Annotated in this window: 6 protein-coding genes, 4 pseudogenes and 1 other annotated feature; of the genes and pseudogenes, 3 read left to right on the forward strand and 7 right to left on the reverse strand. The window is 58.8% G+C overall.

What is annotated here, in order from left to right; translation table 11 throughout:
• Positions 1-112 precede the first annotated feature (112 nt).
• Positions 113-859, reverse strand: a pseudogene (locus tag HUW53_RS21245) (IS3 family transposase); the annotation flags it as partial.
• Positions 561-677 (reverse strand) — a sequence feature (AL1L pseudoknot). (Overlaps the previous pseudogene by 117 nt.)
• A 62-nt stretch (positions 860-921) precedes the next feature.
• Here HUW53_RS21245 and HUW53_RS21250 point away from each other — a divergent pair.
• Positions 922-1,035, forward strand: a pseudogene (locus HUW53_RS21250) (IS5/IS1182 family transposase); the annotation flags it as partial.
• 313 nt (positions 1,036-1,348) lie between these two features.
• The gene (locus HUW53_RS21255) at positions 1,349-2,071 is read left to right on the forward strand and encodes an FkbM family methyltransferase (protein ID WP_237347749.1); all 723 of its coding nucleotides are present in this window, start codon (positions 1,349-1,351) and stop codon (positions 2,069-2,071) included.
• A 16-nt stretch (positions 2,072-2,087) separates the two neighbouring features.
• Here the strand turns inward: HUW53_RS21255 and HUW53_RS21260 are convergent.
• The 5 genes and pseudogenes from HUW53_RS21260 to HUW53_RS22165 form a co-directional block, all read right to left on the reverse strand.
• Positions 2,088-2,880, reverse strand: a pseudogene (locus HUW53_RS21260) (transposase).
• Positions 2,881-3,372: 492 nt separating this feature from the next.
• Positions 3,373-3,945: a class I SAM-dependent methyltransferase gene (locus tag HUW53_RS21265; protein WP_237347750.1), complete on the reverse strand. Its 573-nt coding sequence runs from the start codon at positions 3,943-3,945 to the stop codon at positions 3,373-3,375.
• A 473-nt stretch (positions 3,946-4,418) separates the two neighbouring features.
• Positions 4,419-6,125: a DUF6270 domain-containing protein gene (locus HUW53_RS21270; RefSeq protein ID WP_237347751.1), complete on the reverse strand. Its 1,707-nt coding sequence runs from the start codon at positions 6,123-6,125 to the stop codon at positions 4,419-4,421.
• Between the two features lie 58 nt (positions 6,126-6,183).
• Positions 6,184-7,062 (reverse strand): FkbM family methyltransferase, encoded by an 879-nt coding sequence (locus HUW53_RS21275; protein ID WP_237347752.1) that lies wholly within the window; start codon positions 7,060-7,062, stop codon positions 6,184-6,186.
• 152 nt (positions 7,063-7,214) lie between these two features.
• On the reverse strand, positions 7,215-7,373 hold the full coding sequence (locus HUW53_RS22165) for a transposase (protein WP_370877866.1): 159 nt from the start codon (positions 7,371-7,373) through the stop codon (positions 7,215-7,217).
• A gap of 632 nt (positions 7,374-8,005) precedes the next feature.
• Between HUW53_RS22165 and HUW53_RS21280 the strand changes: the two genes are divergently transcribed.
• The gene (locus HUW53_RS21280) at positions 8,006-12,835 is read left to right on the forward strand and encodes a glycosyltransferase (protein WP_237347753.1); all 4,830 of its coding nucleotides are present in this window, start codon (positions 8,006-8,008) and stop codon (positions 12,833-12,835) included.
• Positions 12,836-13,047: 212 nt separating this feature from the next.
• On the opposite strand, the pseudogene HUW53_RS21285 reads toward HUW53_RS21280, so the two are convergent.
• A pseudogene (locus HUW53_RS21285) lies at positions 13,048-13,638 on the reverse strand (integrase core domain-containing protein); the annotation flags it as partial.
• Between the last annotated feature and the right edge of the window lie 89 nt (positions 13,639-13,727).

The following is a 13,727-nucleotide window of genomic DNA, read 5'->3' on the forward strand; positions in this document are numbered from 1 at the left end:
GGAGGCTCCGCGCGGACGCCTCTTGCCACCCACCACCACCAAGGCTCAAATCAACCCAGGACTCTCGTTATGGCTGGATGAGAAACGGGGGTCACGTCACTTTGGATCGCCCGGGGCGACGCATGTGGAGTGCCGGCTCCAAGGCGCCGAGCACGAAGGTTGCGTGCGCCGTCTTACTCGCTCGCCAGCCGACGATGCGGCGGGCGAAGGCGACGCAGGTGAAGTCTGAGAGCCTCATGGCATTCGGCCTCGGTGCCCGGAACTACCGATTGACGTGATCGAGCGGGCATGGTGCCGCTCGATCACTCACCCTCGTCTTCACCGGTTAGCCGCGGATCACGCTCCGCAAACCCATGTCCTTCATCAGCCGAGCGGCCGTGCATCGCGCCACACTCTCGCCCTCGGGCATCATCTGCCGCCAGACCTTGCGGACGCCGTAGACGCGAAAAATTCTCGTCGAAGACGCGCTGAATGGTTCCGCGAAGCGCAATGTCGCGGCGCGTTCGAGCCGCGTCCTTCGAAGAATCGGCCCGACGAGCAACCTGTGCGTGGTACGTCGAAGGGGCGATCGGCAGAACCCGGCAGATCGGCTCGACCCCGTAGACGTCGCGATGATCATCGATGAACCCGGTCATGACTTCGGTCGGCGGTCGAGCTCCGCCTGGGCAAAATACGCCGACGCTTTGCGCAGGATCTCGTTCGCCTACCGGAGTTCGCGGTTCTCGCGCTCCAGCGCCTTCAACCGCGCGATCACGTCCTGGGTCGCACCGCCGACACGGCCGCGGTCCTGTTCCGCCCTCTTCAGGCAGAGCCGAAGCGTCTCGCCCGTGCAGCCGACCTGGGCTGCGATCGAGGCGATCGCAGCCCAGCGGGAATCGTGATCGCACGCGTGTCAGAGCACCATCCGCACCGCGCGCACGCACCCACTTCAGGCGCCCGCTGGTCCGCGATTATGAGCGCCGCATCGACGTTTCAACCGCCATGATCCATATCGCGATGGGCCGCACCCTCATCCGGCGAAACGCTCATCCATAATTTCCAGACAGGCTCTCAGATAAAATAGTTGAACACTATGTCTCGATTGCGGGGGGCTGCCTGCTTGCCCCGATGGGTAGCTCATGGTAGCTCTCTACAGAGGCATATCAACAACGGTGGATCAAGATGCGATAGATGTGATTATAGATTGTGCTTGGCGCGGGCACGAGGGAAGATTTAGATTCCAAATAACGGAAGATGGTCGATGTCTGGCATGGGTAAAGCGGTTTTACCGTCGTTCGTAGCGAATTCAATTTGGGAGGCAATCGCAAGGGTCCCCCAAGGGCGGCGCCATGCGTTCCTTGAGTCAATCGTGGAATATATTTACACATATCATCTTCACGAAGGTGATATTGCCATTGATGTCGGTGCGCACAGGGCTAGGCATACCATCCCCATGGCGTCGAAGGTCGGTCGGAGCGGAAAAGTCTACGCTGTGGAAGCCGCTCCGGAGATGCGTGACAAGCTACGCGCGGCGATCAATCATTCCGGCGTAGACAAGATCCGTAATATCGTAACCTATCTTGATTGTGCCGTGTCGGACCGGACGGGTACGATGGACTTCTATTATGTGCCGCAAGCGGCAGGCATGAGCGGCTTAGCGCCGCAGCAATATCCCGAGGGTGCGAACGTCATAGTCGAACAGGTCGAGGTGTGCCGCCTTGACGATATCATTCCCGTCGACACACCGGTTCGCTTCATCAAGATGGATATCGAAGGAGCGGAATTTCATGCCCTCAAGGGTGCGCAGCAACTTCTGGAGGCGTCTCGCCCGTTAATCGTATTTGAATATACGGGTCAGAGTGCAGCGAGGCGTTATAATTATACATCTGATCAATTCTTCAAGTTTTGGTCGGATCTGGGATATTGCCTTTTCACCGCAGCCGGAGATGCTCACGGTCCGGAAAATTGGGGGCAGCGTGGACCGCATGACCTGCTGGCGGCGCCTGTAGAACAAGCATCATGGGCACAACGTGTCGCTCACGCCGCTGTTTTGCGAGCTGCGGCCGAGCATCTGGCGCGGATTGACGGCTAGCGCTACTTTGATAGGATCAGATTGGCGTTTTCCAGATTGTCCTTCGAAGGTGGTGGCATGTTCGTGCAGGTAATGCCGAAGAGAGTGTCCTGATGACGGCTCTGCGGACCTGGGGCAAGGTCGACCTTGGCAATCCCGTCCGCAGGCTTTTTTCTCCCGCGGCCGGTTCCAAGCGCCGATGCTGGAGGAAGGCCTAGGCGATCATGGTCAACAGGGCGTGGCGGTGGAGGCCGCGCCAGGACCGCCCCTCGAAGTGGTGGTCGAGGCCCAGTTCCCCTTTCATCTGCGGGTGGGCTTGCTCGCACACACAGCGCGCCTTGATGGCGGCGGCGAGCTTCTTGAGAGAGGCTCCGGTGGGCAGGCTCAAGAGATAGTATTTGCGCTCGCCCGAGGCGCGTCATTCGCACACCAGCCAAGCCTCTTCCCCCGGCATGCGCTGCTGTCCTTGGCGCGCTTGCCAAGCATGGAGGCGTGTTGCGGCGCCACACCCACCGAGTGGCTGCCCTTCTTGGGCACGTTGGCGTCGTCGATGACGAGGACGGCATCGGAGCCGCCCATGAGGCGGTCGTCCGTGCAGGCAAGCTCGGTTTCGACCGGCGCTTCGTCCCACAGGCCATTGCAGATGAAATGCTGGAAGCAGTCATACCGCGCCAGATCAAGGCGCACGGCCACGGGCTGGATGCCCTTGCGCTCGCCCGGCCCGATCAATCTGGCCACATAGAGCGAACCATCTGTCGCCGCTTCTTGTGCCGCAGCAGCGCCGCTAACGGTTTCAGACGCTCCCCCAGCGCCTCATCCCAGATCACCATCGTCCGCACCCAAATCAGACGATCGACAGCACGTCATCCGCACGCACCACTGCGCCGCCGACGCAAGGTCCGCACCAACGGTGCAGGACTGCCTGTAGCCCCGGACATCGCTCCGGGCCGAGCCTCGGACTACACTGGCACCCTGCCTCTCCTCGACGCCGACGCGCCAGAGCCGCAAAGTCCTTCTCGCCGCTCGCGGCCACGATTGCGACCTCATTGGAGAAGAGATGGAGCCTCGCGGCGTCCCGCCGATAATCCCGACACGTCGCAGCCACAAGATCCGGATCCCTGTCGACGATCACGTCTATGGGCTGCGAAACAGGATCGAGCGCTGCTTCATCAAGTTGAATAACTTCCGCCGTCTCGCCACCCGATACGACAAGACCGCCGGGAGCGACCTCGACTTCGTCCTCATCGCCGCCGTTAGCCTATAGACAAAAACAGTCGTCAACAGGACCTAAACGGAACACCAGCCTCACTTGGTCGGGTCGCTTAGCTAACTGCGCCGTCGGCCTCTCGGGACCACCAGCACAAGCCCAAGGGGTACGGCAGGAGGCGGCCAGGGGGTTTTTGGAAGAAGGTATATGTCACGCCGTATTCCACCGGCTTGCATTCTTTATTGAATTGATTGGCCGCCAGCGTGACGCCCGGATGATCTGGATTACCGAAATCATCGCAAATAAGAATCCCGCCAGGCGACACCCTTGCCCAACCTGCGCGCAAATCGGCTAGAGCCGGCTCAAAACGATGATCACCATCAATGATAACGACATCAAAACACTCGGAAGATGCCGAAAAATAATCCTTAGACATCTCCCTCAACAACGTAGCTCCATGTTTTTCATAGATAAGCTTGCTGTTGCTATATGCCTCTTCGGCCTTTGACTTCTTTCCACCCCAATACCCCTTAAAATAGGGATCGGTCTCGTCTCCAATGTAAGGATCCACTCCAACATATCGCGTTAGCTTAGAACCAAAAGCATCAAATATAGCTTCACTTAGAATTCCAGTGAATACACCAATCTCAAGAATGCTAAATTGCGATAAATTCTTGGATTCGATCAAGTCTATGTATCCAAGAATGCGGTCTCTCCAGTCCAGGCTATCGTTAGCCGTGATGCGCGGTTCTCGCAGCTTGAGTCGACAAATCATATTCGGCCTCGCCCTGAAGTTTACGATATGAACTGCTGCGAACGATCTCGAGACAGTTTCACGTGATCCAGAAGATATATCCAGGCCGGTCCGCTTTATCAAGCGTTCGTGCTCGCATCAGTTTGGTGACAAGGCAATCGCCGCTCGGTCTATAGCGGAGTTGAGGCTGCTACCGCGTCACCTTAATCCCCCCGCGCCGCACCTCTTCCGCTTGGCATTGGTTTCCCCGCCCCTGCTGCCGGGCTTGGCCAGCGCCCTCAGATCTCCTGAGAAGCAGTTATTCGCGGGTGCGTCACAGTCGGTCGCGCGCCCGTGAAGTTTCTGCCCCACCGCGCATCCGCATCCCTTGCGATAGGACCGCACCATCAAAGTCCGGAATCAAACACCTAGGCAGTGGCGACATTCGTCGAGACCAAGCCTCGGTCTTTCGCTTCGATCAAATCGAGCAGCTCCGCGATACGCGGAAAACTGCGGAGCGCGGCAATCTTCGCCTTAATGAGCGGAAGATGGACAGACATCGCGTCGCACTCCTGATCGTTCACGTCCCGGCATCGAAAGTACGCGTCAGTATAGCGATTGCGCTCGTTCTGCGCGGCCTGCGTTAAAATGGCGTCGCCACGCGAGCGCTTGGAACGAAATTCCGCCTCAGAGCGGATGCCGTAATGGAATATCGATGCAACGCTGTGATCGATTGCGGCGGCATCGTTATAACTGGTAAATTCCTTCCCCCCGACATGGCGATAACGATCCGGTGTGGACGCCATGTAAAAAAAGTGTGGCCCCCCGCCTTGTATCAAAGCGAGTCGGCCGATGCTCTTCACCCATTTATTCTCGCTCCAATTCGGAGCCCCTCTTTTGGTGAAGCGCTCAGTGGTCAGCCGACCGTCGTTCGTCAGCAGCCCGCCGGATCCAAAGTTCATCCAATTGATGGCGATGGCGTCCGCATCGCGAAAATCTGCTAGCAGATCCGCGACGTTTGCATGCTTATGCAGAAACAGAAACTCGTCGATGTCGAGAAGAGCTCCCCATTCATAAGGCAGCGTCTTGCCATGCTCGATGAGGCCCTTCAGCATCTCGCCATCAGCGGTCGAACTTGCGTCCAACGTGAAACGCACATGCCGTAGTAAACCCTGGGCTTCAAGCTCGTCAAGCAACTCCTGAGTATAGTCGTCACTCTCGTTGGAATAAATGAGAATCTCGTCGAACCCGAGGAGCTTATGATAGCAGACCCATTCGAGCAGATAGGGCGCCTCATTCTTCGCGCGCGCCATGAGTAGCGCTCCGCGCCGCTCTATTGCCGCAGGGCGGCTCAATGGCACGCCGTGAAACTTACCCTCGCCATCGCCACGAAGAATCGCCTTCAGTTGCTCGAGAAACTCCACGTAATATTCGCCGCAATAATGAAATGGCTCCTGGCTATGCTGATGGTTGGCGTCGCCAACAACATACCGCCTGCGAACGCGAATCGTATGCAGGTTTAAACCAAGCTCAATGGCGGTACGCTTCACGTGCCTATAATATTCGTCAAGAATTGAATTGTGAAGAACGCCTAAACGAATATATGTCGCCGAGTACGGAACGCAAGAGCCATCTTGATCGCGAAAATGGCTCGCCCAATAGGCCTCGTGAAGGATGACAGGGCGCGATGGAAATCTCTGAGCGAGATGGGCAAGGTAGCGAGAAATACCCTGCTTCCAGGCATCAGTCGCGTCCTTGCCAGCTCGAGGCAGGATCGCGGACGTTTCCCTGTAGTGCGCGGCAAAGCCCCCGGATCCGACATGCGCATTCGAGAGCCGCGTTCCCTCCACAGTCAGAAGGTCAAAGCGCTCGTCTATAAAATCGAGGACCAAGGCGTCGAGCGGGGCGCTATCAAGATAGCCGACCGCTGTCTTTGAAAGATCTAGCTCAACACAACGCCTCTCAAAGCGGGACAAATGCGCGTACCATTCGGGGTCGAAGTCAAGCGGATCGTCAAAGAGCCCAATGGACGATACGCGCGCGACATACGGTCCAACCGTAAAGTCCGAGGCAGCTTCTAGCGAAAACGGATCACGACTGACGCAGCTGCCAAAAATTCCAATCGTCATCCCCATCCCTGACACCTGCTTGCCCCCTTCGATCGACCTGCACCGGTACCGAGGCGAAACCGCTCTATTTCGACGATGCCACGGCAGCGCGCATTTCCTTCACCTCGCGTTCCAGGCGTCTACGAATGGATTTCAAGCGCATCACTTCTTGAAACTCCTTGATGTGCCCTGCGGCGAGCTCGTAGGAAATCTGCTCCAAAGCATCCTTCGACTTATCGATGCTGACGAAGATCGCAGTGGGCACCTCTCCCAATATGCTGACCGGAACGTAACCCAAAGGACGCAACACGCTGGACACTTGAGCGAAATGCCTGAGATCGCGCGACTCTATGCAGAGCACGGGGGCCTGCGTGCTCAGCAACCGATAGGCACCCCGGAGAACGTCGAACTCCATGCCCTCAACGTCGATTTTGAGGAGCGCAACCCTCTTGTCGCCCACCATCTCGTCGAGTGTGACGATAGGCATTGCGTCGTCCGTGTACTCCTCCGCCATCCGCAAGGTCGTGCCGCCGAGATTCTGCGGCGAGGACAGCATAATGGTTGCAGCGCCGGACACAGCGCCGACACCAGCCTTGAAGGCGGTCACGCGATCACGAATTCCGTTGAGGTCAATGTTTTCCTGAAGGATGTCGTAAACCAACGGAACGGGCTCAAATGCAAACACCGGCAAGCCGATTTCCTTAGCGAAAAACACCGTGTGGTTGCCGATATTCGCCCCGACATCCAAAATAACGGCACCCAGCGGCGAAGGGGAAACAGAAAATAGTATCGACTTCAATCGTTCCAGCAGGTCGAGTTCATAAAAGGTTCGATTGTGCGTGATAATTAGCTGCAAAGTCTCGTTCTTGACTGGCAGCCACATGCGATAAACTTTGTCGCCGTAGGTGAACTCAAAAATGTCGGCTGGGTCCTTGACATTCAGCGGCTCTGACATATCGAACATGGAGTCACTTCTCGAGCTGATGACTTGGACGCGATCGATAAGTTAGCATCCAAATCCTGAATTAAACAAACCAAGATTCGATTTTTGGGCGAAGATACCGAATGGCGGGCAACAAGTCAATGTCGCGAACCGCTTTTAGGGTCCAGACTCATTCAACGCCAGAATGCGACGGCGTTAGCGAAACTCACGGCTGACAAGAAATTTCGAGCGAGTTTATCATAGCGGGTGGCGATGCGACAGAAATCCTTGAGGCGGCGGAACATGGTCTCGACGCGCCAACGGCCCTTGTAACAGCGTTCGTCACACTGGATGGGTCGCTTTCTGTGCGGCGACCGGGGATCACGTGGGTGGCGCCCTGCTCACGCAAGATGGCCCTGATGCGGCTCGCGTCGTAGCCTCGGTCAGCGATTACCCACTTCAATGCCGAGGGCTTCTCCGATCAACAGGTCTGCGCCTTTCACGTCCGACTTGTTGCCCGACGTCCAGACGAGGCGGAGGGGCCTTCCGAGGACATCGACGAGAGCATGGATTTGGTCGTCCTGCCGACACACGAGATGCCAATGGCATTGACTCGCCCCCTTTTGCCTCACCGACACCGCGGCGAGCCTTGATATAGCTGCTGTCGATCTGTCCGACTTCCGCGATTTAGGGCGCCGCCGCAGGCTCGCCAAGGATTTTGAGGCGACCATCGAAAGCGCCAGAGCCTTCGTTAAGCCGCCGCCGTCATGCTGATGGTCAGGCGCACCGCACACTCACTAGGAGATGAAAATCCAGAGCCAACACCTTTAGATTTTATGGGATAGGCTCTTAGGGGCTTGAGCCGGTCTCGGCAGCCATGCTAAGTAGGTTTCGCTCACCAATTATTTTAAAAATGCACTCTTTGTGCGAGCTCAAACAGTGATTCGCTCGTCATCGAGATGTGGGACTTTGCGGAATAAGTGAGATGAAATCGAACAAAGAGGCGATGATGAGGGTTGCAGTATTTAGCACAAACCCGAAAAACTTCTACTCTGGAGGTCGATATCATGGTGCAATCGCGGCATTTTCTCTCGCATCCGCAGGTGCAAAAGTTGATTACATTACAAACAACAATCCAATTTTTGTCAAAGACCTGCAATACATATGCGAAAACAACCCTTTAGATTTATATATAACCCCGGACTGGGTAAACGGCTTGCCGAGCTCAGACTGCGATGTCGTCATCATTGTCCCTTCCGCTCAGATGGATCGCCGTTTTTACGGAGCGGCACGACGCTATGCGGCTGCTCGCAATGCCAAGCTGGTGCTGATCAACTTCGAGAGCCCGAATTGGTTCAATAGCATGGTGAAGCCGCCACGGGCGGAGAGTTTGTGGGCCGAGTGGTGGGGCTGTTGTGAGGACGGTTGTCTCATCTTGTCGAGCGCCCATGAGAGCGATAAATGGGCGAAGGAGTATTATACTCAATTTCCGGAGCGCACCTTCTTCGCGGTCTGGCAGCCCCCCGTCAATGGCGTGGCGCTCGGCGCAGTGCCGCCGCAAGGGACGCGTGACCAGATATTCCTGATGGCGCGGCCGCGCGACAACCACAAGGGTGGGGCCGACGCGCTCCAACTGATGACGCCGGAATTCAAAGGCGAGACCTTCACCTTCCTGTTCGGCGGCAAGGAGACCGATCAGGAGTTCATCGATCGGCTGCAGGCGCGCGCGGATGAAACCGGAATCCATCTGCGGATCCTGCGGTCGCTCACCGACCTTGAGAAATTCACCGAGTTGTCACGGGCTAAGGCGCTGGTTTTCCCTAGCCTGTTCGAGGGATACGGATATCCGCCGATCGAAGCGATGGCCGCTGGTGCGGTGCCGATCTGCTATGATTTGCCCGTGGTACGGGAAATGTGCGGAGACATTGCGCGTTATGCTTCGCCCGGCGACATCATCGGGCTGCGCGATGTGCTGGCCGAAGCCCTGACCCAGTTGAGGCCTTCGGAGGCCAATTTCGCACGGCAAGTCGGCGATATCGCCAACCCCAGGGCGCGCGGGGAGGCCCTGCTCGGGATCCTCGAAAGCTATCTGAGGCAAAGGGAAGCGGCCCCTCCACGCAAGAAGACCAAGCTGGGCTTTACCATCTCGGAAGCATCGCAGTGGGGGAACGGCGCTCGCTTGCTGCGCGGGTGGTGCGAGCACATGCAGGCGATTCGCTCCCTGCGCTTCAGTGTTGGCAAGGAAGCCCCCGTCGAGGCGGTGCTGCATATCAAGCGCACCGACGTGAGCAAACGTCTGGGCGCCAAGGGCGGCTTGTATGGCTTTTTCGCCACTTGGCCGGCCGCGGCGGCGGGCGAGGGTCCCCTCCACTTCGAGGCAACGGCTTGGGACGGCACGCTTTACAAGGGCGAACTCCCCGATATCCGCTTCGCGCCCTCGGATGCGCTGGTCAAAACTTCCAAATGCCTCAAAATCAATGAAACTCTCGTCAGCCCTGCGGGGGCCACCTTTCTCAAGGGGCAGATCCTGCCGGACGCCGGGAATGTGAGGCGGATTGCTCTGTTTGCCCAGGGGGTCTCTTTCGAGGGCTTTCTGGGTGACGCTCTGGCGGATGGCACGATCCCATTCGTCGCTTACGCCCCTTTGCCAAAACTCGGCTTAGGCCAGCAACTAATTCTCGCAGCCGTGGGACTGACCAATGCCGGTAAGCTGGTCTTCACCGAAAATGTCGCGGCTTCGGTAAACGGCGCGCCCAAACAGAACCCCACCAAGCTGGGAGCAAGTGCGGCTGAATTGACGGCAGAGGCCGAGGCAATCGAATGGGGGGCAATTACGGTCGCGCCCGAGGCGGATGATATCATCGTGCTCGGAGCGATCCGCACTCTTCAGCACAGTGAAACCGCTCTTTTGCTTGATGGTGACGGCGAGATCCTTGGCAATGCGCAGACTGCGCGTGGCGACGGATGCGAGGTCGTCGCCAGCTTGGCCGTTCCGCGCGAGAGCTTTTCCGCCCCCTTCCGCATCGCGTTGCGCTTCATCTCAGGCGGCAGAACAGTTGCTGAGAAAGATTGCACCCAACTCGTCAAGTCCGCACTGAAGCGCAGGCCACAGGGCGCCAGCACGGCATTCTTCGGAATTGACAGCGTGAGGTTGACCAGCACCGACCTTCACATCAGCGCCTGGGTCGCCTCGAAGCGGCGGGACGTGACCGCGTTGATCGAGGTCAACGGCGAGCCGCTCGGAAACGTCGCCCTGAATCTCAACCGGGAAGACGTTCGCCAGAACTACCCTGATTTGCTACCCGAGGGAGCGCCTAACGGGCTCGAATATGTGTTTCGTCGGGATTTCCCGACTGGTGGCCCGCTGACGATCAGCTGCACCTTGCGTTCGGGCCACGATGTTCTCGGAGAATGGGAGGCCGAGGAGGTGCCAAGCGCGCCGATTCCACTCCCACCGAGCGCTCAGATCTCGATCGGCGATCTCGATTGGCACTCCGGCGAATTGACGGAACATGGCAAGAATGACCACCGGCTGCATGTGGTCGTAGTTATGCATGTCGCTCCGCTGCCGGAGGCCCAGGGCAATCGTCGCGTCATCATGCAGTTGCTGCGGTTCCTGAAGTCCTGTGATTTCTATGTGACCGTGGTGCTACAGCTCCCCGTCGGCACAGTGCGGGCGATCGCCGACGAACTGTTGCAGACTGTTCACCGCGTGGTGGTGGCTGACAGCGTCGTGCCTCGGTCCTCGAAGCAGAAGCGCGTTTCGGCCGCTGACCGTTTCTACGGCGGGACTGCGGAAGCACTGGCCGCGCTGCATAAGGAACGGCCGATTCAGGCGGCCATCGCGCAATATGTGCACATGGCGACAGCGCTTGACGGCCTGCCGGCGACGGTGCTGAAGATCATACAAACGCATGATGTTCTGAGCCGCCTTCCAACACAGTTCGCGCAAATCGGAGAAATGGTGCCAGGCAATCGCCGGGTCAGCCCTCTCGACGAGGCGCGTTTCTTCGACCATGCGCATGCGCTGATCGCCATCACACCGGAGGAAGCGGCCGAGATTCGGATGCTTGCCCCAGCCAAGCGCATCCTCACGGTCGGGTTCGCCTATGAGGGCACCAAGCGCGCGCCGGTCACCAGCGAACGCAAGGGCCAGGTTCTGCTCTTCGTCGGCAGCAGCAATCCGTTCAATGTCCTCGGAGTGCAGCGGTTCTGCGCCGAGGCATGGCCCCATGTGCGCGCGGCCGAGCCGGATGCTGTTTTCCGCATCGTGGGCGATGTTGGTTCGGAGGCATTCCCTTCGCCGGAGATGGTCCCCCCCGGGGTCGTTCTCGTCGGCCGTGTGGAGGATCTCGACGCAGAATACGAGCGCGCCGATGTGGTGCTAAACTGCACTTGGAACGGCACCGGGCTCAAGATCAAGACAGTGGAGGCAATTGGCTACGGCAAGGCGATCGTCTGTACGCCGGCTGCGGCCGAGGGCGTACCCGCACTCGACATCTCGCCCCTCAGCATCGCCCATGACCTGAAAGCGTTCGTCGAGACGGTGCTCGCATTGCTCGGCGATGGGCAAATGCGACGCCAGCTGGAGCAGCGTTCACGGCTCTATGCCGCGAAATACCTCTCGATGGAAGCGATATACGAACCGCTACGGCAGTTCATCACCGCCGGTGTGGCGGCGACAACACCGCGTGTGGCCTCTCCGGACCGCAAGTTGCGGGATCTGGTCTTCGCGGGGCTCGATGCCCTGCCGCGCAGCATATTTAGCCGTCCCTTCGGCATCCTTCTCGGCAGTGACGTGGGCCTCGGCGCCCACATGGCCGATTGGGTCGTAAGCCGCGGGTTGAGCCTCATCGGTGTCTTCAGTGATATGCCGGACACCACACTCCTGCGGCCAGAGCTACGTGTAGAGCCGATCGAGGTAATCCACTCTGACTGGGTTCCGGTGCTGTTGCTGGCCACCACCAACTCCGCCGAGTTGAAAACGCTGGAGCACGCTGCACACCTGCGGGGTATCGACACCATCAGCCTGCTACCGCGTTCCGGCTTGCGCGATCGTCAGCGGATGATGGCCTACGGTGGGGCATACGCCGGCAAGCGCTGCTTCGTTCTGGGCAACGGCCCGAGCGTCCGAGTGTCCGATCTCGAGCGACTGCACGGCGAGTTTGTGTTCGCCGCCAACCGCTTCCACCTTGCCTATGACAAAATAAGCTTCCGCCCCAGCTTCACAGCCTGCTCCGACATGTTGATGGCGGAACAGAACGGCCAGGACATTTTGGAGCGTTGTGGCACTCCGCTCTTTCTGGAAGCCAGGGCAGCGCGTTGGCTGACGAGTGCCATGAACGAACGCATCATCCGCTTTGACGTACTGCCACGCCCGCCCGGCACCAACGGCAAGCCCGGCGTCGCCTTCGCCGATGATGCGACGGTCGGACTTGGCAATGCGGGCTCGATCATCTACGACCTACTCCAGATTGCGGTGTGGATGGGCTTCACGGAGATCTACCTCTACGGGATGGACCACACCTTCCGCCTGCCGGAGCAGGGGCGAGGCGTGGTGAAAGATGGTGGCGAGCAAAACCACTTCCTCCCGAATTACCGACGCAGCGGCGAGGTTTGGTATGCTCCGGCCACTGAACTGATCGACATTGGCTTCGAAAAAGCGCGCGAAGAATGCGAAAAGCGCGGCATCATCATCCGCAATGCGACCCGTGGCGGCGCGCTTGAGATATTCGAAAGAGTTGATTTCGACGACGTCGCGCCTCCAAGCCCGCCGATTCCGCCGTCAAGTTCCGTGCCCGAGGTCGAAGCTTGAGCATGCGTGCGATAGAGAGCCTGTCCGAAATACATGGAATCATGGGCGTCGTTTGTCACGACGCCCGGATATGGTGTCAATTGGCGCGGAGACTTGACCCGATATCGGTGTTGAATATTGACCCCGGTTCGGGGCATCGCCCCCTCTGCTGCGGCGTGTTGGTTTGGCGCAGCGGCGGTGGGGTTGACGTTGCCTGACGTTGCCCCCAAGTTTTATCCGGCGGTGAGTTTGCTCCGGCGGTTGGATTTGGCCTTGTTGGCCGGGTGAGCGGCGGGATCTGGCGCGGAGCTTCTGGCGCGGAGCTTCTGGCTTGGCGCTTCTGGCTTGGCGCAGCGTCAGATCCCGTCGCGGGTGGAAGGTGGCGGCGAAGGCGGACGGGGTCTGCCAGCCGAGGGCGGAGTGGGGACGGGATCCGTTGGAGTCCGTTCTCCACCCGCTCAAGGCCGCTCTGGCCTGGGTGAGGGTTGAGACAACGTCTCGTTGAGAAGCTCGTCGCGCAGGCGGCCGTTAAAACTCTCGATGAAGGCGTTCTGCATGGGCTTGCCCGGCGCGATGTAATGCCACTCGACCTGTGCCGCGTCCGCCCAGGCAAGGATGGCATTGGGAGTGAACGCACTGCCATTGTCGCTGACGATCATGTTCGGCCGGCCGCGCTCGGCCACAAGACGATCCAGTTCCCGCACGACACGCACGCCGGACAGCGACGTATCCGCCAGCAGGGTGAGGCATTCCCGGGTGCACTCATCCACGACGGTGAGGATGCGAAAGGGGCGGCCGCAAGTGAACTGGTCTGAGAGTCTGTCCGGGAACATCACGCAGGATTGCATAACCTTCGCAGCATGAGGCGGATGGAGGCGAGACGGAGGAAGGCGAGGCCCTTGCGGTTGAAGCA

Source organism: Xanthobacter agilis, from assembly GCF_021730435.1.
In the GTDB taxonomy this organism is placed as follows: domain Bacteria; phylum Pseudomonadota; class Alphaproteobacteria; order Rhizobiales; family Xanthobacteraceae; genus Xanthobacter; species Xanthobacter agilis.

Bases quoted from the DNA above. Each gene is read 5' to 3' on its own strand.
- HUW53_RS21270 (WP_237347751.1), bottom strand. From the start codon at position 6,125: ATGGGGATGACGATTGGAATTTTTGGCAGCTGCGTCAGTCGTGATCCG.
- HUW53_RS21275 (WP_237347752.1), bottom strand. From the start codon at position 7,062: ATGTTCGATATGTCAGAGCCGCTGAATGTCAAGGACCCAGCCGACATT.
- HUW53_RS21280 (WP_237347753.1), top strand. From the start codon at position 8,006: ATGAAATCGAACAAAGAGGCGATGATGAGGGTTGCAGTATTTAGCACA.